General features: G+C 62.3%; 21 protein-coding genes, 1 tRNA gene and 2 pseudogenes. 6 read left to right on the top strand and 18 right to left on the bottom strand.

The genetic code is table 11. The annotated features are described in order from the left end of the window. Nucleotides 1-14: 14 nt before the first annotated feature. From era to rpoZ, 9 genes are all read right to left on the bottom strand, one after another. Nucleotides 15-941 carry a GTPase Era gene (era, locus tag AC3CCE_RS28355; RefSeq protein ID WP_023670243.1) on the bottom strand — a complete coding sequence of 309 codons (927 nt, stop codon included), beginning with the start codon at nt 939-941 and terminating at the stop codon, nt 15-17. Then, nucleotides 938-1654: a ribonuclease III gene (gene rnc, locus AC3CCE_RS28350; RefSeq protein WP_023692856.1), complete on the bottom strand. Its 717-nt coding sequence runs from the start codon at nt 1652-1654 to the stop codon at nt 938-940. Before rnc ends, era begins: the two co-directional genes overlap by 4 nt. Next, nucleotides 1654-2403 carry a signal peptidase I gene (lepB, locus tag AC3CCE_RS28345; protein ID WP_023670241.1) on the bottom strand — a complete coding sequence of 250 codons (750 nt, stop codon included), beginning with the start codon at nt 2401-2403 and terminating at the stop codon, nt 1654-1656. Before lepB ends, rnc begins: the two co-directional genes overlap by 1 nt. Nucleotides 2404-2493: 90 nt before the next feature. Next, nucleotides 2494-2907 (bottom strand): holo-ACP synthase, encoded by a 414-nt coding sequence (gene acpS, locus AC3CCE_RS28340; RefSeq protein ID WP_023670240.1) that lies wholly within the window; start codon nt 2905-2907, stop codon nt 2494-2496. Further along, nucleotides 2904-3488, bottom strand: coding sequence for a DUF2062 domain-containing protein (locus tag AC3CCE_RS28335; protein ID WP_023670239.1), 585 nt, complete (start codon nt 3486-3488; stop codon nt 2904-2906). The genes acpS and AC3CCE_RS28335 overlap by 4 nt, the downstream gene beginning before the upstream one ends. Nucleotides 3489-3762: 274 nt before the next feature. Further along, a complete protein-coding gene (locus AC3CCE_RS28330) occupies nt 3763-4143 on the bottom strand; it encodes a VOC family protein (RefSeq protein WP_023731419.1) in 381 nt (126 codons plus the stop codon). Between the two features lie 11 nt (nt 4144-4154). Then, complete coding sequence (gene pyrE, locus AC3CCE_RS28325; protein WP_352625981.1) at nt 4155-4733, bottom strand: orotate phosphoribosyltransferase; 579 nt, start codon at nt 4731-4733, stop codon at nt 4155-4157. A 115-nt stretch (nt 4734-4848) separates the two neighbouring features. After that, nucleotides 4849-7080, bottom strand: a complete 2232-nt coding sequence (locus AC3CCE_RS28320; RefSeq protein ID WP_023743763.1) for a RelA/SpoT family protein — start codon at nt 7078-7080, stop codon at nt 4849-4851. Between the two features lie 127 nt (nt 7081-7207). Continuing rightward, nucleotides 7208-7609 carry a DNA-directed RNA polymerase subunit omega gene (gene rpoZ / locus AC3CCE_RS28315; RefSeq protein ID WP_023670235.1) on the bottom strand — a complete coding sequence of 134 codons (402 nt, stop codon included), beginning with the start codon at nt 7607-7609 and terminating at the stop codon, nt 7208-7210. A 329-nt stretch (nt 7610-7938) separates the two neighbouring features. Between rpoZ and AC3CCE_RS28310 the strand changes: the two genes are divergently transcribed. Further along, complete coding sequence (locus AC3CCE_RS28310; protein ID WP_023670234.1) at nt 7939-8520, top strand: LabA-like NYN domain-containing protein; 582 nt, start codon at nt 7939-7941, stop codon at nt 8518-8520. Continuing rightward, nucleotides 8517-9182: a uracil-DNA glycosylase gene (locus AC3CCE_RS28305; protein ID WP_023731417.1), complete on the top strand. Its 666-nt coding sequence runs from the start codon at nt 8517-8519 to the stop codon at nt 9180-9182. The genes AC3CCE_RS28310 and AC3CCE_RS28305 overlap by 4 nt, the downstream gene beginning before the upstream one ends. 10 nt (nt 9183-9192) lie before the next feature. Here AC3CCE_RS28305 and AC3CCE_RS28300 read toward each other — a convergent pair. Further along, nucleotides 9193-9656: pseudogene (locus AC3CCE_RS28300) on the bottom strand (zinc-binding dehydrogenase); the annotation flags it as partial. Nucleotides 9657-9664: 8 nt separating this feature from the next. On the opposite strand from AC3CCE_RS28300, the pseudogene AC3CCE_RS28295 reads away from it, so the two are divergent. Beyond that, nucleotides 9665-9820, top strand: a pseudogene (locus AC3CCE_RS28295) (winged helix-turn-helix transcriptional regulator); the annotation flags it as partial. 40 nt (nt 9821-9860) lie between these two features. Here the strand turns inward: AC3CCE_RS28295 and AC3CCE_RS28290 are convergent. Next, complete coding sequence (locus AC3CCE_RS28290; protein ID WP_031246857.1) at nt 9861-10340, bottom strand: Lrp/AsnC family transcriptional regulator; 480 nt, start codon at nt 10338-10340, stop codon at nt 9861-9863. Nucleotides 10341-10486: 146 nt separating this feature from the next. Here AC3CCE_RS28290 and AC3CCE_RS28285 point away from each other — a divergent pair, with 146 nt between their 5' ends. Continuing rightward, complete coding sequence (locus AC3CCE_RS28285; RefSeq protein ID WP_245274224.1) at nt 10487-11386, top strand: DMT family transporter; 900 nt, start codon at nt 10487-10489, stop codon at nt 11384-11386. Between the two features lie 36 nt (nt 11387-11422). On the opposite strand, the gene AC3CCE_RS28280 is transcribed toward AC3CCE_RS28285, so the two are convergent. The 3 genes from AC3CCE_RS28280 to dapA form a co-directional block, all read right to left on the bottom strand. After that, nucleotides 11423-12163 (bottom strand): glycoside hydrolase family 25 protein, encoded by a 741-nt coding sequence (locus AC3CCE_RS28280; RefSeq protein WP_352625980.1) that lies wholly within the window; start codon nt 12161-12163, stop codon nt 11423-11425. Nucleotides 12164-12235: 72 nt separating this feature from the next. Then, nucleotides 12236-12715: an SsrA-binding protein SmpB gene (gene smpB, locus AC3CCE_RS28275; RefSeq protein ID WP_023670226.1), complete on the bottom strand. Its 480-nt coding sequence runs from the start codon at nt 12713-12715 to the stop codon at nt 12236-12238. 25 nt (nt 12716-12740) lie between these two features. Next, nucleotides 12741-13622, bottom strand: a complete 882-nt coding sequence (gene dapA, locus AC3CCE_RS28270) for a 4-hydroxy-tetrahydrodipicolinate synthase (RefSeq protein WP_023832471.1) — start codon at nt 13620-13622, stop codon at nt 12741-12743. 278 nt (nt 13623-13900) lie between these two features. Here dapA and AC3CCE_RS28265 point away from each other — a divergent pair, with 278 nt between their 5' ends. Next, on the top strand, nt 13901-15934 hold the full coding sequence (locus AC3CCE_RS28265; protein ID WP_352625979.1) for a lytic transglycosylase domain-containing protein: 2034 nt from the start codon (nt 13901-13903) through the stop codon (nt 15932-15934). 311 nt (nt 15935-16245) lie between these two features. After that, the gene (locus AC3CCE_RS28260; RefSeq protein ID WP_352625978.1) at nt 16246-17148 is read left to right on the top strand and encodes an alpha/beta fold hydrolase; all 903 of its coding nucleotides are present in this window, start codon (nt 16246-16248) and stop codon (nt 17146-17148) included. Between the two features lie 59 nt (nt 17149-17207). Here the strand turns inward: AC3CCE_RS28260 and AC3CCE_RS28255 are convergent, their stop codons facing one another. The 4 genes from AC3CCE_RS28255 to AC3CCE_RS28240 all read right to left on the bottom strand — a co-directional run bounded on the left by AC3CCE_RS28255 (nt 17208) and on the right by AC3CCE_RS28240 (nt 20420). After that, the gene (locus tag AC3CCE_RS28255; protein ID WP_352625977.1) at nt 17208-18284 is read right to left on the bottom strand and encodes a tyrosine-type recombinase/integrase; all 1077 of its coding nucleotides are present in this window, start codon (nt 18282-18284) and stop codon (nt 17208-17210) included. Between the two features lie 239 nt (nt 18285-18523). Continuing rightward, on the bottom strand, nt 18524-19696 hold the full coding sequence (locus AC3CCE_RS28250) for a porin (RefSeq protein ID WP_352625976.1): 1173 nt from the start codon (nt 19694-19696) through the stop codon (nt 18524-18526). A 122-nt stretch (nt 19697-19818) separates the two neighbouring features. After that, nucleotides 19819-20061, bottom strand: coding sequence for a GIY-YIG nuclease family protein (locus AC3CCE_RS28245; protein ID WP_023747471.1), 243 nt, complete (start codon nt 20059-20061; stop codon nt 19819-19821). A gap of 268 nt (nt 20062-20329) precedes the next feature. Next, nucleotides 20330-20420: transfer RNA gene (locus tag AC3CCE_RS28240), tRNA-Ser, on the bottom strand. Nucleotides 20421-20566: the final 146 nt, after the last annotated feature.

Here is a 20566-nt window from a genome sequence, read left to right as displayed (position 1 = left end):
CTAGACGATGAAGCTCAATGGGGAAACTCAAGCCCCATCTCGCGGTAGCGCTCGGGGTCGTCGCCCCAGTTTTCACGCACCTTGACGAACAAGAACAGGTGCACTTTCTGCTCGAGAATGCCGGCTATTTCCATGCGCGCCGACTGGCCGATGGCGCGGATGGTCTCGCCCTTGTGGCCGAGCACGATCTTCTTCTGGCTGTCGCGCTCGACATAGATGGTCTGGTCGATGCGCACCGAGCCGTCCGGTTTCTCTTCCCATTTCTCGGTCTCGATATGCGAGGAATAGGGCAACTCCTGATGCAGCCGCAGATACAGCTTCTCGCGGGTGATCTCGGCGGCCAGTTGGCGCATCGGCAGGTCCGAGATCTGGTCTTCCGGATAGTACCAGGGGCCGACCGGCAGCGCTTGCGCGAGATAGTCGAGCAAATCCTTGCAGCCGGAGCCGGTCAGCGCCGAGACCATGAAGGTGCGCTTGAACGGCACCTTTTCGTTTGCTGCCGCAGCCAGGGCCAGCAGCGCCTCGTGCTTGACCCGGTCGACCTTGTTGAGGATCAGCACCATCGGCTGGCGGACGTCCTTCAGCCGCTCGAGGATGGCGTCGGCGTCACCCCTGATGCCGCGCTCGGCATCGATCAGCAGAAGCACGATATCGGCGTCCTTGGCGCCACCCCAGGCGGTGGTCACCATCGCGGTGTCGAGCCGGCGCTTCGGCTTGAAGATGCCGGGCGTATCGACAAAGACGATCTGCGCGTTGTCATGCGTGGCGATGCCGCGCACGATGGCGCGGGTGGTCTGCACCTTGTGGGTGACGATCGACACCTTGGCGCCGACCAGTTGGTTGACCAGCGTCGACTTGCCGGCATTGGGCGCCCCAATCAGGGCAACGAAGCCGGAATGCGTGGCCTCCGCTGCCGGAGGGAGATCTTCGCTGCCGGTCACGCCGCACTCCCTTGGTTGGCCCAGATGCCCTCGCGCATAAGAAACGCCGATGCCGCCGCTTCTTCGGCTGCGCGGCGAGAGCCGCCCGTGCCGCTTGCCGGCGCAAAACCGCCGACCTTCACGGACACCGTGAAAACCGGTTGATGTTCAGGTCCCTCGCGTTTCTCGATCGCGTATTCGGGCCTGACATCGCTGGTCTTGGCGATCCATTCCTGCAGGTCGGATTTCGGATTGGGCGGCTTGGCCACCACCTTTTGCGAGCGCGGCTCCCAGTAACGCAGGACGAATTGCCTTGCGGCATCGAGGCCGCCGTCGATATAGACCGCCGCGATCAGCGCCTCGACCGCATCCGCCAGATAGTTTCCGCCCGAGCCGCGCGAGCGCGCCTTCAAGGCAGCGTCGGCCCGAACCAGATCTTCGAGCTGCATTTCAATGCCGATCTCGGAGCATGTCCGCGCATCGACCAGGGCATTGAAGCGCGGGGCGATTTCACCTTCCGGCGCCTCAGGAAACTTTTCGAAAAGCAGGTCGGCAACGATCAGGCCGAGCACGCGGTCGCCAAGGAATTCGAGGCGCTGGTTGTTGCTGCTTGCCTTTACCGCACTGGAATGGGTCAGCGCGGTCTCGAGCAAACGGACATCCCGGAAGGAATGGCCGGTTTTGGCTGTCACCAAATCGGCCAGAGTTTCACCCGTCGGGCGCTTCAAAGCCATCAATTCACGAAATGGAACAGGCGCGACAGGCGCACCAGCGACGGCCATTTCCAGATCTCGAGCGGGCTCGCCTTCCCGGCGATCGAGAAGAAGACGATGTTAGCGCGGCCGACAAGGTTCTCCGCCGGCACGTAGCCGACGCTGAGGCGGCTGTCGGAGGAATTGTCGCGGTTGTCGCCCATCATGAAATAGTTGCCGGGGGGCACGACGAACTCGCGGGTGTTGTCGGTGATCGAATTCGGTGTCAGGTCGAGCGTGTCGTAGCTGACGCCGTTGGGCAGGGTCTCGCGATAGACGTCGACCGGCTCAGGCACTTCCGTGATATCAGGATTTTGGATCTGGCCGGTTTTCACACGAGGCACGCCCTGGCCGTTGATGAACAATTGGCCGTCCTTCATCTGGATCTTGTCCCCCGGCAGGCCGACGACGCGCTTGATGTAGTCGAGCGACGGATCCGGCGGGAACTTGAAGACCACCACGTCGCCGCGCTTCGGATCGGAACCCCAGATGCGGCCGGAAAAGATGTCGGGGCCGAATGGCAGCGAATAACGCGAGAAGCCGTAGGACCATTTGGTGACGAACAGATAGTCGCCTTCGAGCAAGGTCGGCCGCATAGAGCCGGACGGGATCGAGAAGGGCTGGAACAGCAAGGTGCGGATGACCATGGCCAGCAGCAAAGCCTGGATGATGACGCTGACGATTTCGCCAAGCCCGCCGGATTTCTTCTCGGATTTTTCAGCCACGCTCATGTCGTCCTCGATTGTGCGTTGGATGGTATAGAGTCTCGGCGCGCGCTGGGCAACGTCAAGTCGGCGTTAGATAGCGGTCGTCTGATGCAATCAATGTGGCGCTTGTTCGGCGGGCAACGCCTCGATGATCACAAAGGCTTGAGCAAGCGGGAAATCATCGGTGATTGTGAGGTGGATCGCCGCTCTATGCCCCTGTGGCAGGATTTTGGCCAGCCGTGCTGCCGCTCCCCCGGTCAGCGCCATCGTCGGCGCGCCGCTGGGCAGGTTGGCGACCCCCATGTCGCGCCAGAACACGCCCTGCGCCAGGCCGGTGCCAAGCGCCTTGGCGCAGGCCTCCTTGGCGGCGAAGCGCTTGGCATAGGAGGCTGCGCGGCCCTTGCGGCCTTCCGAGCGGACCTGTTCGACCTCGGTGTAGATGCGCTGGATGAAGCGCTGACCATGCCGTTCCAGCGACTTTTCGATGCGTCTGATGTCGATCAGGTCGCTGCCGATGCCGATGATCATTCCGCCGGAACTTCCCGTCCGCGGTGCCCGGCCTTATGCGCCCGCTCTGCCATGCGCTTCCTGCGCTGCTCGCGAAAGGCTGTCATCCCCCAGCGGGTGATACCGTAGAAGATCAGCCCGAAGATCAGGCCGAGCGGCACAGCGCCGATCAGCATCGGCTCGAGCACCGGATGCCACAGTTTTGCAAACGACAGCGTGTGCATCATCTCACCAAGATGCGCAGGCGGTCCGTTCTTGGGCAGGCGTTCATGCAGGATCAGCTTGCCGACTTCCCAGGACGCTCCCCACAGCAGCGGGAAAGTCAGCGGATTGCCGAAGAATACCGCGCCGAGGGCGGCGGCCACCAGATTGCCGGCGACCACCCAGCAGAGCACGGCGGCGACGGCGAAATGGAAGCCGAGCGGAAAGAAGGAGGCGAAAACGCCGGCCGCGACGCCGGCCGCGACCGCATGCGGTGTCGCCTTCAGCCGCAGGATGCGCTTGGAGAAATATTGCAACGAGCGCGAAAACGAGCGGCGCGGCCACAGATAGGTACGCACCCGCTCCAGAATGCCATCAGGCTTTCGGCGTCGAAAAAGCACTCTGTTCCAGTTCCCGGTTCGTCACGCCCAAATTGCAACCATCCCTGGCCGGGCGCGGTCGCTCCATCTTGCGCTTCGAGGGCGCAGAAAGGCAACAACGACTTTGATATAGCGACTGCCTTGCGGCGGAACAATGAAACGCCGCCGCGATGGTCTGCCGCAGGCGGGTAACAAGAGCGCCATTGGGGCGAAACTGAGGACAACACAACATCCAAGCGAGACTTTCATGACGACGATCAGGCCTGCCCGGGAAGACGACGCCGAGGCGGATAGACTATTCCCGATATTCGCTGACTTCGACCAAATTGCTGTCCGGATCGCGGAAATAGACCGACATCATCTTACCGCGGGCGCCGGTGCGCTCGACCGGACCGACTTCGATGGCAACGCCATTGGCTTCCAGACTGGCGCAAATCTCGGCAAGCGGCCTTGCGGCGATCAGGCAGAAATCGCCGGAGCCAGGCATCGGCATCTTGGCTTTCGGTTCAAAAGTGTGCGTTGCCTGATGCAGATTGATCTTCTGCGATCCGAACAGCAACGCCGTCGGCCGCTCCGGCTCGTCGAGGCGCTTGAGGCCAAGCACCCGCTGGTAGAAGGCGCAGCTGTCCTCCACCGAGCGGACCGTCAGCACGAAATGATCGATGCCGGCGATCATGGTGATGTCCCCTAAATGTTGCGGCTACCCGGCTTGATCGCCGGGATGGCGGCAAGTTCCGGCGGCAGGCGGTCGGCGGGATAGGCCGGCACCTCATATTCGGCAAGCGCGATCAGCGGCACGCCGACATTGGTCTTGCCGGCCGAGCGGTCGATGATGCAGGCCGCCGCCACGACCTCGGCGCCAATCGCGCGCAGGCAGTCGATGGTTTCGCGGATCGAGAGACCAGTGGTGACGATGTCCTCGACGATGACGACGCGCGATCCCGGCGCGATCTCGAAGCGGCGCAGCCTGAACTCGCCGCCTTCGCGCTCCACCCAGATTGCTGGCACACCGAGATGGCGCGACGTCTCATAGGCCGGGATCAGGCCGCCGATCGCCGGGCCGACGACGTAGTCGATCTTGCCCGGCACCGCCTTGCGGATCTTTTCGGCCAGCGCCTTGCAAAGCCGCTCGGTCTTGTCGGCGTGCATGAAGACGCGCGCCTTCTGCAGGAAGACCGGGCTGCGCAGACCCGACGTCAGGATGAAATGTCCCTCCAGAACAGCGCCTGCCTCGCGGAAAATGGCCAGAACTTCATCGGTATTCATAACTCACCCCATGTCCATGGTGAATGGTGAATGGTGAATGGTGAATGGTGAATGGTAGTGAGAACGCCTTCTTTCACTATTCACTATTCACTATTCACTATTCACTATTCACTATTCACCCATTCACACGCCGCGCATCGCTGACGCTCGAATTATCCTTGAGCTGCGACAGCAGCCGGTTGAGGTGCTTCAGATCCCAGACTTCGAGATCGATCAGCATTTCGGTGAAGTCGGGCGCGGTGCGCACCATCGACAGCGTATGAATGTTGGCGTCGTTGGAGGCAACGACCTGGGCGATGTCGGCGAGCGAGCCCGGCGCGTTGATGGCGGTGACCGAGACGCGCGCCGGAAAGCGCTCCTTGGTCTGCTCGTCAATGTCCCAGCGCACGTCGATCCAGCGCTCCGGCTGGTCGTCGAAGGCCTGCAGCGCCGGCGACTGGATGGGATAGATGGTGATGCCGGTGCCCGGCTGGACGATGCCGACGATGCGGTCGCCAGGCACGGCCCCTTCCGGCGCGAAACGCACCGGCAGGTCGCCGCGCACGCCGCGGATCGGCACCGCGCCATCGCGCGGCTGGTCCTTGTCCTTGCGCGCGGCTCGGGTGCCGGGCATCTGGAACAGCATGCCGGCGGCGTTGCGGATCTTCGACCAGCCCTCCTCGCGCTGCTTGGGGGCGCTGACAGTGACACGCTCGTCCTTGTAGTCTGGGAAGACCGCCTTCATGACGTCGGTCGAGGCAAGTTCGCCGCGCCCGACCGAGGCCAGGACATCCTCGATGTCCTTGCGCGCCAGCCGGTGCAGCACCGGCTTCAGGCTTTCCTTGGTGAAAGTCTTGCCGGCGCGCTCGAAGGCGCGCTCGAGAATGCGGGCACCAAGACCTGAATATTGCTTGCGAATGGCGTTCTTGGTGGCGCGGCGGATGGCTGAACGCGCCTTGCCGGTGACCACCACCGACTCCCACGCCGCCGGCGGCACTTGCGCCTTGGAGCGGATGATCTCGACCTCGTCGCCGTTCTTAAGTTCCGTCATCAGCGGCATGATGCGGCCGTTGACCTTGGCGCCGACGCAGGTGTCGCCGACATCGGTGTGCACGGCATAGGCGAAGTCGATGGGCGTGGCGCCGCGCGGCAGAGCGATCAGCATGCCCTTGGGCGTGAAGCAGAATACCTGGTCCTGGAACAGCTCCAGCTTGGTATTTTCGAGGAAGTCTTCCGGGTTGTCGCCTTCTGCCAGTTGCTCGATGGTGCGCCGCAGCCAGGCATAGGCGTTGGTCTCCTTCGAGATCGCATGGGCGGCGCCGTTCGTCTTGCCGCCGGTGTCCTTGTAGATCGAATGGGCGGCGACGCCATATTCGGCGATCTTGTTCATCTCGCGGGTACGGATCTGCAGTTCGACGCGCTGGCGCGAGGGGCCGACAATGGTGGTGTGGATCGAACGGTAGTCGTTCTGCTTGGGCGTCGAGATGTAATCCTTGAAGCGGCCAGGCACCATCGACCATGTGGTGTGGATGGCGCCGAGCGCGCGGTAACAGTCTTCGACGCTGTCGAGGACGACGCGGAAGCCGAAGATGTCCGAGAGCTGCTCGAAGGACAGCGCCTTGGCCTCCATCTTGCGGAACACCGACCACGGCTTCTTCTGCCGGCTCTTCACGCCGGCGTTGATGGCATGCTTTTCGAACAGCGCCGACAGCGCCTTTTCGATGTCGGTCAGCACGCCCTTGTTGCGCTCGAATATCTCGGCAAGCCGCGCGGTGACGGCGCGATAGGCTTCCGGATTGATGAAGCGGAAGGCGATCTCTTCCAGTTCCTCGCGCATGCCTTGCATGCCCATGCGCCCGGCGAGCGGCGCATAGATGTCCATCGTCTCCTCGGCGATGCGCAGGCGCTTGGCCTCGGGCATGTGGTCGAGGGTGCGCATGTTGTGCAGACGGTCGGCGAGCTTGACCAGCAGAACGCGGACATCCTCCGAGATGGCCAGCAACAGCTTGCGCAGGTTTTCCGCCTGCTCGGCCTTCTTGGAGACGAGATCGAGCTTCTTCAGCTTGGTCAGGCCTTCGACCAGCTTGCCCATTTCGGGGCCGAACAGATCGTCGATCTCGGCCCGCGTCGCGGTGGTGTCCTCGATCGTGTCATGCAGCAAGGCGACGGCGATCGTCGCCTCGTCCATGTGCATTTCGGTGAGGATGGCGGCGACTTCGAGCGGATGCGAGAAATAGGGATCGCCGGAAGCGCGCTTCTGGTGGCCATGCTTCTGCATGGCGTAGACATAGGCCTTGTTGAGCAACGCCTCGTTGACGTCAGGCTTGTAGCGCGCAACGCGCTCGACAAGCTCATACTGACGCATCATGGGCGGGTTCTCACGGTGCTGAAATGATTGATGCGCCGCACTGATGTACGGCGCATCTCATAGATAGCCACGAAACTCACGGGACGGAAGTGCCGGAACCATATTCCCGGCAGGTCCAGGGCAGCGATTAGTAGTCGTCGCTCTTTTCCGGGGGAACCAGGCCCTCGATGCCGGCCAAAAGGTCTTCCTCGGTCATGCGATCGAAGGTGACGTTTTCTTCGGCGTCGTCGGCGTCGGTAGCTGCAACTGCGTTGCCGGTCTGGTCGGCGATCGCCTCGCCGTCGGCCTCGGGCTCGTCGACCTCGACATGCTTCTGCAGCGAGTGGATCAGATCTTCCTTGAGGTCGTCGGGCGACAGCGTCTCGTCGGCGATCTCGCGCAGCGCTACGACCGGGTTCTTGTCGTTGTCGCGGGGCACGGTGATCGGCGCGCCCTGGCTGATCTGGCGGGCACGGTGGCCGGCGAGCAGCACGAGCTCGAAGCGGTTGTCGACCTTGTCGATGCAGTCTTCAACGGTTACGCGGGCCATTGATTGCCCCTTTCATGCCTGGATTTGATGGAAAACAGGCGCGGTCCATAACCCGAACGCCGCCAAAATACAAGCATTATGGCGCCGTGGCCCCATCGGCTGGCGAATGCCAGTCTCTGGCGCCGGTGAATGCCTTGCCGGCAAAGCCCGCCTACCGGCGACGACACGGCTCCGATCACAATTGCTTGCAGTGCGCCCCGGCACCCTTGGATTGCCGTAAAACTGGCGCTATCTCGGTTACGAAAGGTCAGCCGGTTTATTTACGAGCCGACCGATATAACGACCCATTTCGATTAGTCCGCCACCTATTTCGAAAAAGGAATATTGCCATGTTCGACCCCCGTGAAAAAATCGCTCTTTTCATAGACGGCGCCAATCTCTACGCCACCTCGCGCGCACTCGGCTTCGACATAGACTACCGCAAACTGCTGTCCAGCTTCCAGAAGCGCGGCTATTTGCTGCGCGCCTATTACTACACCGCTCTGGTCGAGGATCAGGAATACTCTTCGATCCGCCCTTTGATCGACTGGCTCGACTACAATGGCTTCAAGGTGGTGACCAAGCCGGCCAAGGAATTCACCGACTCGACCGGCCGCCGCAAGATCAAGGGCAATATGGACATCGAACTGACCGTCGATGCGCTCGAACTTGCCGATGTTGTCGATCACTATGTCATCTTCTCCGGCGACGGCGACTTCCGCACACTGGTCGAAGCGCTGCAGCGGCGCGGCCGCAAGGTCTCGATCGTCTCCACCATGGCCTCGCAACCACCGATGATCTCGGACGATCTGCGCCGCCAGGCCGACCATTTCATCGATTTGACCTCGCTGAAGAACGAGGTCGGCCGCGATCCCTCCGAACGGCCGGTGCGCAGGCCCGAGCCGGCCGAAGTCGAAGAGGAAGACTATTGACGGCGGCGGCCTTGGACGCCGCTCCCGAACCCGACCGCGACTGCCCGCTCTGCCCGCGCCTGCATGATTTCATCGCAGACTGGCGGCAGCGCGAGCCGTCGTGGTTCAATGCGCCGGTGCCGACTTTCCTGCCGCCTGATGGCGAGGACGCCGTCGAGCTGCTGATCGTCGGGCTGGCGCCCGGCCTGCGCGGCGCCAACCGCACCGGGCGACCGTTCACCGGCGACTATGCCGGCGACCTGCTCTACTCAACGATGATCGCTCACGGTCTTGCCCGCGGCGAGTTCAAGGCGCGGCCGGATGACGGGCTCGAACTGATCGGCACCGCGATCACCAATGCGGTGCGCTGCGTGCCGCCTGAAAACAAGCCGGTCGGCGCCGAGATCGCCACTTGCCGCAGCTTTCTGGTGCCGACGATTGCACGCTTTCCCAAACTGCGCGCCCTGCTGGCGCTGGGCTCCATCGCCCACCAGTCGACCGTCAGGGCGCTGGGCCAGCGCGTCGCCGCCTATCCGTTCAAGCACGGCGGTCAGTTGCCGGCCGGCGGCGTCACGCTGTTTTCCAGCTATCACTGCTCGCGCTACAACACCAACACTGGGGTGCTGACCGAAGCGATGTTCGTCAAGGTATTCAGCGAGATCGCGTCGTTCCTGCGGAACTAGACGCTGCCTCTCAAAATCCCTCGAGCACGATCTTGCCCTTGGCCTTGCCGGTCTCGATCAGCGCATGGGCGCGCTTCAGATTGGCGGCATTGATTGGGCCGAACGTCTCGCCCAGCGTGGTGCGGATGGTGCCGGCGTCGACAAGGCGCGCCAGTTCGTTGAGATGTTCGCCCTGCGCGGCCATATCGGGCGTTTCATACAGCGAGCGGGTGAACATCGGCTCCCAGTGGACCGAAACGCTCTTGCGACCCAGTCGCGGGTTTCGGGCCGCGATGCGGTGGCGATCACCGTCAGATCGGTCAGCTGGCGCGCGAGCTGGACCGCGATCGACCCGACGCCGCCGGCGCCGCCGACGATCAGGATGGTGTTCGCGGCGCCGATGACTAGCTTCTTCACATCGAGGCGGTCGAACAGCGCCTCAAAGGCGGTGATCGCCGTCGTCGGCAGTGCTGCCGCCTGCGCATAGCCGAGCGAGCCAGACTGGGCTCATCGCCCGCAAGGTCTATGCGCAGATGCCGCCGAAGGTCGAGTACAGCCCGACGCCTCGTGGCCGAAGCCTGGAGCCCGTGATCACCGCGCTGAAGGTCTGGGGCGATGCGAATGTGACGCTGGCGCCGGAGGTTTCCCAGGCCGCTTGAAGCGGAGGCGTGGCAACGGCTTGCGTTGGTCCGGCCCGTCTCACACCGGCAGCAGCGCGTCCGGCTTCACGTCCGATATCGACGCATAGGTGTGCGTTTCCCTGACACCCGGCAGCGGCAGGATCACGCGCTTCAAAAAATCCTGATAGGCGGCCATTTCCGAAATGCGCGCTTTCACCAGATAGTCGAAGCCGCCCACGACCATATGGCACTCCAGCACTTCGGGGGCCTTTGCTACCGCTTCGGCGAAACGGTCGAACACATGCGGCGCCGCCTGGTCGAGCCTGACTTCGATGAAGACAAGCGTGCCACGGCCGATCTTTTGCGGATTGAGCACGGCCCGGACCGCGGTGATGAAACCCTCACGGAAAAGGCGCTTCACGCGCTGGCTGGTGCCGGTCGGCGACAGGCCGACACGGGCGGCGAGATCGAGTGTGGTGCGACGCCCATCCTCCTGCAACAACCGCAGCAGGCTGCGGTCGATGGCATCAAGTTGGTCGGATTCATGATTCACGTTCATGGCTCCTCTATTGTGTGAGATTCACGCCCAGCTCGCGAAAGCAGCCTATTTTGTCGCACCATTCTCAACAATAGGCTGCGCTTTCAACGAGAGCCGTCTGGAGGAGGAATCCTCCGCTGGCAGAATCGAGCGGGACAAGAATGCGCGTGACAGAGGACCGAAACACAAAGCCGGCAATTCTTGCGGGCCTCGCCATGATCGGCATTTACGCCGTGCAGTTCGTCGCAGCCCGCTTTAGCCTGCGGGAGCATCTTACGGCGACGGATGTCGCGACCTTGCGCTTTGTCGGTGCCGGACTGGTCATGCTGCCGGTTGTCTGGCGCGGCGGCCTGTCAGCCAGCAAAGCGTTGGGCTGGCGGCGTGCCTTGACGCTGGCGGCACTGGCCGGACTGCCCTACCCTATCATCATCAATTGGGGACTGACCTATGCGCCGGCAGCGCATGGTGCCGCACTTTGCCCTGCCTCGATCGTGTTCTTCTCATTCGTGCTGTCGCGCATCGCCACGAGGGAGAAAACCTCGCACCAGCGAACCATCGGCGTCGCAGCCATCATCGCCGGGCTGATCCTGTTCATTGCACCCGTGCGCACTGGCGGCGGCATGAAGGATGTCCTCTTCGGCGATCTTCTGTTCGTCGGATCCGGCGCGATGTTTGCCGCCTATGCCGTTCTCGTGCGGCGCTGGCGCGTCGATCCGGTTGCGGCGACCGCAACGGTGGTGCTGCTGTCATGCGTGCCGCTGCCGTTGCTCTATTTCTTTGCCCCAAGCGGCCTCCGCGCGGCATCAGTGGCCGAGATTGCCAGCCAGATCGTCATTCAAGGGTTTTTGGCGGGTGCGGCCGCCATGTTCCTGTACACCTATATCGTCCGGCAGCTGGGGTCGCAGGCGGCATCGCTGTTCATGCCATGCGTGCCGATCGCAACCGTGCTGATCGCGATGACGGTGCTCGGCGAGACGCCGACCGGCGCCCAGTTCGCCGCCGTACTGATCATGGCCGCGGGGATGGCTTTTTCGGCTCTTTCCAGGCCTGTTCCCAAGCCTGCGTAAGACTGCGGATGCCAAACTCAAGGCCAGCTGATTCGTTCAAGGCGATGGAGGCTTTTGCGAAGAGAGCGATGCGGGTGCAGCAAATAGCTCGGCCAGCGTTTGCTGCCCACCCTGCAGGACGTTGAGATCGACATCGCCCTCGATCCCGTCGACGCGGCCCATATTGTGGTACTGCCAGTAGATCCAGTCGTTGCGACCTGGCTCCAGGAGCAACGAGCGACGCCAGAGCGGGCGAACGTCGATTTTCCCGGCATAGGCGTCCTCGGCCTCGTCGGTCAGGTAGATGATCGCCGGCTTGCCGAACGCAGCTTCAACCGGTCCGAGGAAGGCCTGGAGTTCCGCGCTCAGCTGCTCCGGCGACGGGCGTTGCGGGCAGTTGCCGCCGAATTCGATGTCGACGACCGGTGGCAGCAGCGGCTGGTCGTGCGGCACCACCGCGATGAAATTTTTCGCCTGGTCGGCGCCCGGCCGGCAGAAGGTGAAGAAGTGATAGGCGCCGACCGCAAGCCCGGCCGCGCGCGCCTCGCGCAGGTTTTTGGCGAAGGCATCGTCGACATGGTCGCCGCCCTCGGTCGCCTTGATGACCGCGAAGGCGACATCGTCGGCGGCAACGCGCCGCCAGTCGATCTCACCCTGATGATGGGAAACGTCGATACCCCTGACCGGATAGCTGTCACGATCCGGCGAGAACGTCCGGAAATAGAAGATGCCACCTGCGGCGACGATGCCGGGGAAGACCAGACTGGCCGCACCCCAGAGAATGATCCGGTTCTTCAAGCCTTTCCCCATCGTATGTCGCTGGAAACTTGAAAGCCGATGTGGCTTTTCTGGGGCTGTGGCTCGAGGTTCTTAGCCCCGTTCCTTCATGAGCCGGCCCTTTTCGCGCGACCAGTCGCGCTGCTTTTCTGTCTCGCGCTTGTCGTGCAGTTTCTTGCCGCGGCCGACGGCGAGCAGCAGCTTGGCACGGCCCTGGTCGTTGAAGTAGATTTTCAGCGGCACCAGCGTCATGCCTTCGCGGTCGATGCTCTGCGCCAGTTTTGCCATCTCGCGCTTGTTGAGCAGCAGCTTGCGGCGCCGTCTGGGCTCATGGTTGAAGCGGTTGGCCTGCAGGTATTCCGGCAGATAGGAATTGATCAGCCAGATCTCGCCGCCCTCCACCGAGGCGTAGCTGTCCTGGATGTTGGCCTGGCCCTGGCGCAGCGACTTGACCTCGGTGCCGGTCAGCACAAGGCCGGCCTCGACCGTGTCGAGCACCTCATAGGAGAACCGCGCCTTGCGGTTTTCCGCAACGGTCTTGTTGTTGGGATCGGCTTTTCTGACCTGGTTCATGATGCGGAGAGGTGGCGCCTCATCCTTAATTTATCAAGCCGGCGTGTTTCATCGCCGCATCGATCTTCTCGGCGGTCGACGCCTCGATGGTCACCAGCGGCGAGCGCACCACGTTCTCGACCTTGCCAATCTTCGACAGCGCGTATTTGACGCCGCACAGGCCGGGCTCAAGGAAGATCGCCTTGTGCAGCGGCAGCAGACGGTCCTGCAATTCCAGCGCCTTGGCGCTGTCACCGGACAGTGTGGCTTCCTGGAATTCGGCGCACAGCCGCGGCGCGACATTCGACGTCACCGAGATGCAGCCGACGCCGCCATGGGCGTTGAAGCCGAGCGCCGAGGCATCCTCCCCTGAAAGCTGGATGAAATCCTTGCCGCAGGTGGCGCGCTGTTCGGACACGCGCTCGACCTTGCCGGTGGCATCCTTGACGCCGACGATGTTCTTGAAGTCGTGCGCCAGCCTGCCCATCGTCTCCGGCATCATGTCGATCACCGAGCGCGGCGGGATGTTGTAAATGATGATCGGCAGCTTGGTCGCCCTGGCGACGGCAGCGAAATGCTCGTACAAGCCGCGCTGTGTTGGCTTGTTGTAATAAGGCGTGACGACCAGAGCGGCGTCGGCGCCCGCCTGCTCGGCGTACTGCACCAGACCGACCGCTTCAGCGGTGTTGTTGGAGCCGGCGCCGGCGACGACCGGAGCGCGGCCCTTGGCCACATCGATGCAGACCTTGACGACATGGCGATGCTCGTCATGCGACAGCGTCGGCGACTCTCCGGTGGTGCCGACCGGGACGAGGCCCGTCGTGCCCTCGCCAAGTTGCCATTCGACGAAGGCGCGAAAGGCTTTCTCGTCGAAACGTCCGCTCTTTTCGAACGGCGTCACGAGCGCAGTAAGCGAGCCTCTCAGCATGTCGTCCAACTCCTTGGAACTTGTTTGTTTATGCGTGTCATCGTCCCAAAACCGGTTCCCGCTTTTGGGCGACATGCATCGGGCGCCTTCTAGCCGAAAGCGAAGCCGCGCACCATAGTCTCGACACTGTTGCGCGGCAAGCATGCCGATGGTGCCAGCAAGCGCAATTCGAACGGCCTCGATAACCCTTTGTTTACGAGCTCTTCACGACCTAAGTCTAGGCTCTCGGGCACCTGGGCTTGCCATCTAAAGTGCCGCAACAGGGAAAGATCAGGATCATGCCGGCCAGTCGGCCACTCCGCTTCATATTGCTTGGCGCCGTTGCCCTGCTGATAGTGGGAACGGCGGCAAACGAGAGCGTCGACGAGCAGACGACCTCATCGATCCCGATGCCTGACATGCAAGATGGAGCGCAGACCGATGCGCCCTCCGCCAATATCGCCGTGTTGAAAGGCAGTCTCGACGCGTTGGCGACCGGCGATATCGCCGCGGCACGAGCGGTGCGCGAAACATTGCCGGCCAGTTCGCTGGACCGCCATATCCTGGCCTGGGCGATCGCGCTCTATGGCGGCGACCGTGTGCCGAGCAGCGAGATTGCCGATACCGCAAAGATGTTGCCGAATTGGCCGGGCACCATCGCTCTGCGCAAGAACAGCGAGCGCGCGCTTTATCGCGAAAACCCCTCGCCGCAGACCGTGGTGAAAGCCTTTGACGGCAGCCAGCCGCTGACCTTTCAAGGCGTGGTCATCCTTGCCCGTTCTTATGTAGCTCTTGGCAACACCAAGGCTGCGCTTTCCGTGCTGTCGCCATTCTGGCGCACCGAGAAGCTGGAAGCCAGGGACGAGGCGGCCGTCAGCAAGGAGTTTGGCGCCATCATTCCGGCTGCCGACCATCGTTTCCGCATGGAACGGATGTTTTATGCCGACCGGGAGAATTCGGCACTGCGGGTCGCAGCACTTGCCGGCGGGCAACCGCTGGCCGATGCCTGGGCCGCCGCCTCGCGTGGCGACAAGAACGCGGCCAAGCTGTTGAAAGCGGTGCCTGCCGCGCAGCAATCGGCCGGCTATTTCTTCGCGCAAGCCGAATATCTGCGCAAGCAGCGGAAGTTTGCGGACGCCGCCGCGGTGATGATGAAAGCGCCAACGAGCCGCGACGCGCTGGTCGATCCCGATGCCTGGTGGGTCGAGCGCCGCGTGCTGTCGCGCGCACTGGTCGACCAGGGCGACTGGAAGACCGCCTACAAGATCGTTGCCGCGCATGCCGCCGAAAGCCCCGCCAGCGCCGCCGAGGCCGAATTCCACGCCGGCTGGTATGCGTTGCGCGGCCTCAACGATCCTGCGACGGCCTCGACCCATTTTGCCCGCATCGCCGATCTCGCGCAGGGACCGATGTCGCTGTCACGCGCCTATTACTGGCTTGGCCGCGCGGCGGAAGTCGGCGGTCCCGGCAATGCGAAGGATTATTTCACCAAGGCGGCAGCCTATGGCACCACTTTCTACGGGCAGTTGGCGGCGGAACGGGTTGGCTTGCGCACGCTGAACATCGTCTATCCCGAGCCAAGCACTGCCGACCGCCAAAGCTTTGACGGCCGCGAAGCCGTCAGCGCCATCAAGCGGCTGCAGGAGGCGGGCTACGACCGCTATGCCGAGACGCTTTACCGCGACCTCGCCGGGCAGTTGACCAGCCCCGGCGAGCTGGCGCTGCTTGCGGTGCTGGCGGAAAAGCAGGGCAATCATTTCATGGCGCTGAAGATCGGCAAGATCGCCGGCGCGCGCGGCATCGATGTCGGCGCGCTGTCGCATCCGCTGGGCGTCATTCCCGACACCGCCGACATATCCGGCTCGGGCAAGGCGCTGGCCTATGCGATCGCCCGCCAGGAAAGCGAATTCAATGTCGGCGCCGTCTCCAGCGCCGGCGCGCGCGGCCTGCTGCAGCTGATGCCGGGCACCGCCAAGCAATTGGCGAAGAAGGCAGGACTGAGCTTTTCCCAGGATCGGCTGACCAGCGATGCCGGCTACAATGCGACGTTGGGGGCTGCCTTCCTCGGCGAGCAGCTCGACCGCTTCGGCGGCTCCTATGTGCTGACCTTCGCCGGCTACAATGCCGGCCCCAACCGCGCCAGCCAATGGGTAGCCAAGTACGGCGACCCGCGCGGCAAGGGCATCGACGCCGTCGTCGACTGGATCGAGCGGATTCCCTACACCGAAACAAGAAGTTACGTGCAGCGCGTGATGGAGAATTACGAGGTCTACAAGATGCGTATTTCGGGGAAGTACGACATCGTTGGGGATTTGGTGAACGGGCGGGGTTGAGGCGGCAGAGCTGTCGCCATGGGCAGACGTTGGCGATCATTCGCGCCCCCTTCTGGCCTGCCGGCCATCTCCCCCACGAGTGGGGAGATCAGCTGTCGTTGCCGATTTCGCCAATCTCCAACGTCGAAGGAAGGGCGTAGCGCCTGAACCGCCAATCTCCCCCCTCGTGGGGGAGATGTCCGGCAGGACAGAGGGGGGCGCTGTCCCTCCGACATTTCCAAGAGTGTCAGCTTGCCGACAACCCTCGATTTGACCGCTCCCACCCTCGCCTGTAGCAGACGGAGACAATCCGGCCAGGGAGTCCTTTCAATATGTCGAGCACCGACGGCTTTTCCGATTTCTTCTACACAGCGCCGGACGGCCTCAGACTTCACGCTCGCATCTACGGTGAGACAAACTCGGGAAACTGGCCGGTGGTCTGCCTGCCCGGCCTGACCCGCAACGCGCGCGACTTTCATGAGTTGGCGCTTTATTTGTCACAGCGGGCCGACAATCCGCGCAAGGTCATCGCCTTCGACTACCGTGGCCGCGGCCAGTCCGCTTACGACCCTGATATCGGCCACTACACTATCGGCATCGAGGCCGGCGATGTCCTCGCCGGGCTGGCTGCCCTGGACGTCGAGGAAGCGGCCTTCATCGGCACATCGCGTGGCGGACTGATCATCCACGTGCTCGGCGCGCTGCGGCCAGCCATACTGAAAGCCATAGTGCTGAACGACATCGGACCCGTGATCGAGGCCGCGGGGCTGGCCCATATCCAAACCTGTCTCGACCCGGCACCGAAACCGAAGAGCCGCCATGAGGCGATCGATGCGCAACGCGTCGCGCACGGCGCGGATTTTCCCGCTCTGACCGCGGCGGATTGGGAGCGGATGGTGTCGGCCCTCTACCGCGAGACGGACGAAGGCCTCCTGTTGCCGGATTTCGACCCCCAACTGGTCGAGACGGTGGCGGGCCTCGACCTCAGCAAGCCGTTGCCGGATCTGTGGCCACAGTTCGAGGCGCTGGCGGCGATACCTTTGCTTGCCATTCGCGGCGCCAACTCGAAACTCTTGTCGGCCGACACACTCGACGAGATGCAAAAGCGTCATCCCGGCATGGAAGCGACCACCGTCGAGGGCCAAGGCCATGCCCCCTTCCTGGAGACAGGCAACCTGCCGGGCGCTATCGCGGCCTTCCTTGATGGAGTACTAAATACGGCCCAGGATAAGTAAACCTCAAGATCAAATATGATCCTGGGGTTGCCATGGCAGTATATGAAAGCCTTGGGTAACTATTTGGCTTTCGAGCTTTTCCGGGGCGTCTTGGGTGCCTTCGCCGCTGCCGTTTTGCTCTTTTGGGCAGGCGTTGGCACTGAGGCCGTGGTCAGCGGCGATGCGAAGGCGGAGTTTTTTCCATCACCGGACAGCCCTTCGCCGCGGGGCGTTTCCAGCACGACGACGCAGCCGTCGAGATCGTTGGTGGCCAGATGCGCATAGCGCATGGTCATCGAAAGCGTCTGGTGGCCGAGCCACATCTGCACGCGCCGGATGTCGATGCCGCCCTGGACCAGACGTGAGGCGCAGGTGTGACGCAAGATGTGCGGCACCACCTGGTCGTCGGCGCCGAGGCCGACCTCGGCCTTGGCATCGTTCCAGATGGCGCGAAACTGCGCCTGGCTGAGTTTGGTGAACGGACCTTTGGGCCGGCGGCCCTCTGAGGGCGGCAGTTTGATCACCTCTTTGACCCGCTCGGTCATCGGGATGGTGCGGCTGCGGCCGGATTTGGTGATCCAGAACGAGACGCGGTGTTCCTGGATGTCGTTCCAGATCAGTCCGAGCGCCTCGCCGAGACGGCATCCGGTGTCCACGAGAAAGCATGAAAGACGGTAGGCATCCTCGCTGCGGGTCCTGATGGCGGCGAACAGCCTTGCTTCTTCGTCCCTTTCGAGGAAACGTATCCGTCCCGCCCGCTCCTTCTGGCGGCGGAACTCGGGCAGGCTGTGGATATCCCCCATCTTGTAAGCCTTGCGCAGCAGTTTGCTGAGGGCAGCCATCTTTCGATTGATGGTTGCGTTGCTGTTGCCGCGCTGGCGCAAGGTGCCGATAAGGTTGTCAAGGGTGCTCTGGTCGAAGGCGCTGAACCGTTCTCCGAGGAGAATCTCGTCTATTTCGCCGATGAAGGAGCTGACATTGTACTTATGTCGCCCATCATCCCAGAGTATGTCTCGGTACGCTGAAAAAAGCTCTCCGACCCGGTGCGACTTTACTTCTCTGATCTTGTTGTAGCTGTATTTTATCTTCGCATTTTGAGAAGAGAACATTGAGAAATGTTCGGAGGGGTCGCCCTCTTGTATCGCTTCGATGGTCATAAATTGCCACACCCCCGAGTGGATAGAGTCAGACCTACCCGCTTGGAAGCGTCCTTTCAAGAGATTTAATCACGCAGTTGTGAATTCATCCACCATCAGCGGATCCCACGAACTCACCCTACGGACTGTTCAGCTGCCGATTCCCCCTGTTCCTTCTGCTTGTCTTGACCCAGTCACGAAACAAAACAGCCCGGGCGTTGAATCGCCCGGGCTGGTATTCACCTGTTTAAAGCTAGCCCTTAGAACGAGCGCTGGAAGCGGAGCATGCCGCCAATGGCGTCGTCATCGCGGGCATCGGTCCAATCGGAGTCGCCAACGTTGATGTAGTCGACTTCGGCCGTGACCGTGAAGCCGGGGACGACGTCATAGGCGATGTTCGCCGCGGCGCCGAAGTTCTTGTCCTCGTCATACGAAAGCTGGACGTTGAACGAGGTCTTCTCGTTGATGGTGTAGGTGCCACCACCCCAGACTGCCCAGTTGCCGCCCCACTGCTTGTAGAAGCCGCGGCCGCCGGCCGGGATTGCCCAGGTCGGATCCGACAGATTGTCGTCGGTGCCGTAGCCGCCAATGATGAACAGCGACAGGTTCTGCATCGGGGTGACGTCCAAACGCACCTTGCCGGCTACTTCTTCATAGTTGCTGTCGTAAGCAATGACGCCGGTGATGGCGCCCCAGCCCTGCGTATACTTCAGACCGCCGACGACATGCGGAACATAGCTGTCGATGGTGCCGACGACGCCAGCGCCTTCTTCGAGCGAGAGGACGGCGGAGAAGCCGTTGCCCGCATCGAAATAGTACTGGATGACGTTGGTGTCGAAGCCGCCGTAGGGGACCAGCGTATCCTGGATGACGTTGCCGGCATAGCCGATGAACGTATTGAAGGCCGATTCGTCCTTACCAACGCGCAAGCCACCGAGCTGGATCCAGGCGAAGTTCAGCGAAACGCTCTTCATGCCGGCCGGATTGCTATCGAAAGCGGTTTCATCGACGAGGGGTGTGGCCGGATCATCAGCGATGTTGGTGGCGTACCGATTGTTGTTGCCGAAGTTGAAGCGGGTCTCGGTGTAGGTCTTCAAGGTGCCAAGTTCGGTTTCCTGGCCGGTCCAGGTCTTGAAGGTGGCGCGGGCATTCTTGTACCAGGTGTCCTGCGCGTCACCATCTTCGTGGTCGAGCGACTCCGCACCCGTGAATGCGCCGACGTCGCCGGCGCCGATATCGTAGCGGACATAGCCGCCGATGCGCAGGCAGGTTTCGGTGCCGGGAATGTAGAAGTAGCCCGAGCCGTAAACGTCGCAAATCTTGACGTATTCAGCCGGTTCCGGCTCGGCGACGACGACGGCGTCGGCGGCGCGCGCACCGGAAACTGCGATCAGGGCCGCAGCGGAGCCGAGGAGAAGGCTCTTAATGTTCATTTTCTGACCTCCAGTCAGAATCGAACAAGACAGTGAAGCCGGCGACAGGCGTTTTCGCTGTAATCAGTTGTTTTTGTTGAGGTCTATTGAAAAATGGAACTTTGCTGCGGGTGATGCGGCCATCACCACAGGCGCTTGTTTGCGGAAGCATGCCCTGAACCGGATTTGAGATAGCGCTCGAATGAAGCTGCCTTGCCCTGGTTCGAAAAGGCCATATAGGTGACGATCCGCCACGGCAGAAACTTGGATGTATGGCTGGATTTCCCCGCATTGTGCTCGACAAGCCGTCGTTTCAGGTCCGTCGTTATGCCGATATAGCGTTCGCGTTCGGCAGCCGCACTCTCCAGAAGATACACATACCACATGAGCTGCTCTCCTTTGCCGGGCGTCGAAGGGCATCCTCTCCGCCATCCTGCTTCGCGCTGAGGTGGGCTTGTCCTGCGAAGCTCGAAGAGCGAAGCAGGACTGCCAATCGAATTTTGCAAGGGATTGTCTGGGCTTACGCTGTGCGGCACGTAGCACACCACACGGTCCGGCCCTTCTACGCCAAGGCTTCGGAGGGCATCCTCTCCGCCATCCTGCTTCGCGCTGAGGGTTGGGCTTGTCCTGCGAAGCTCGAAGAGCGAAGCAGGATGGCGGAGAGGATGGGATTCGAACCCACGAGAAGCTTTTGACCTCTACTCCCTTAGCAGGGGAGCGCCTTCGACCACTCGGCCACCTCTCCGTTGCGCCGCTGGATAGAGAAAAGCGCCGGCACAATCAACAAGCCGGCGCGATAATCGTTGAAAAATCCGCATTCGGCCGCAGCGGCGCCTTTTGCATGCGGCGATTCTACGGCAGTTCCCTGGCTGGCGAGTCGGCGACATGGCC

It is taken from the genome of Mesorhizobium sp. P160187, assembly GCF_057766425.1.
The sequence above is the reverse complement of the archived record's forward strand: the minus strand, read 5'-3'. Positions and strand labels throughout refer to the sequence as shown.

Bases quoted from the DNA above. Each gene is read 5' to 3' on its own strand.
- smpB (WP_023670226.1), bottom strand. From the start codon at position 12,715: ATGAACCAGGTCAGAAAAGCCGATCCCAACAACAAGACCGTTGCGGAA.
- AC3CCE_RS28290 (WP_031246857.1), bottom strand. From the start codon at position 10,340: ATGAACGTGAATCATGAATCCGACCAACTTGATGCCATCGACCGCAGC.
- acpS (WP_023670240.1), bottom strand. From the start codon at position 2,907: ATGATCATCGGCATCGGCAGCGACCTGATCGACATCAGACGCATCGAA.
- AC3CCE_RS28250 (WP_352625976.1), bottom strand. From the start codon at position 19,696: ATGAACATTAAGAGCCTTCTCCTCGGCTCCGCTGCGGCCCTGATCGCA.
- pyrE (WP_352625981.1), bottom strand. From the start codon at position 4,733: ATGAATACCGATGAAGTTCTGGCCATTTTCCGCGAGGCAGGCGCTGTT.
- AC3CCE_RS28330 (WP_023731419.1), bottom strand. From the start codon at position 4,143: ATGATCGCCGGCATCGATCATTTCGTGCTGACGGTCCGCTCGGTGGAG.
- lepB (WP_023670241.1), bottom strand. From the start codon at position 2,403: ATGAGCGTGGCTGAAAAATCCGAGAAGAAATCCGGCGGGCTTGGCGAA.
- AC3CCE_RS28310 (WP_023670234.1), top strand. From the start codon at position 7,939: ATGTTCGACCCCCGTGAAAAAATCGCTCTTTTCATAGACGGCGCCAAT.
- AC3CCE_RS28265 (WP_352625979.1), top strand. From the start codon at position 13,901: ATGCCGGCCAGTCGGCCACTCCGCTTCATATTGCTTGGCGCCGTTGCC.
- AC3CCE_RS28320 (WP_023743763.1), bottom strand. From the start codon at position 7,080: ATGATGCGTCAGTATGAGCTTGTCGAGCGCGTTGCGCGCTACAAGCCT.
- AC3CCE_RS28255 (WP_352625977.1), bottom strand. From the start codon at position 18,284: ATGACCATCGAAGCGATACAAGAGGGCGACCCCTCCGAACATTTCTCA.
- dapA (WP_023832471.1), bottom strand. From the start codon at position 13,622: ATGCTGAGAGGCTCGCTTACTGCGCTCGTGACGCCGTTCGAAAAGAGC.
- rpoZ (WP_023670235.1), bottom strand. From the start codon at position 7,609: ATGGCCCGCGTAACCGTTGAAGACTGCATCGACAAGGTCGACAACCGC.
- AC3CCE_RS28245 (WP_023747471.1), bottom strand. From the start codon at position 20,061: ATGTGGTATGTGTATCTTCTGGAGAGTGCGGCTGCCGAACGCGAACGC.
- rnc (WP_023692856.1), bottom strand. From the start codon at position 1,654: ATGGCTTTGAAGCGCCCGACGGGTGAAACTCTGGCCGATTTGGTGACA.
- AC3CCE_RS28260 (WP_352625978.1), top strand. From the start codon at position 16,246: ATGTCGAGCACCGACGGCTTTTCCGATTTCTTCTACACAGCGCCGGAC.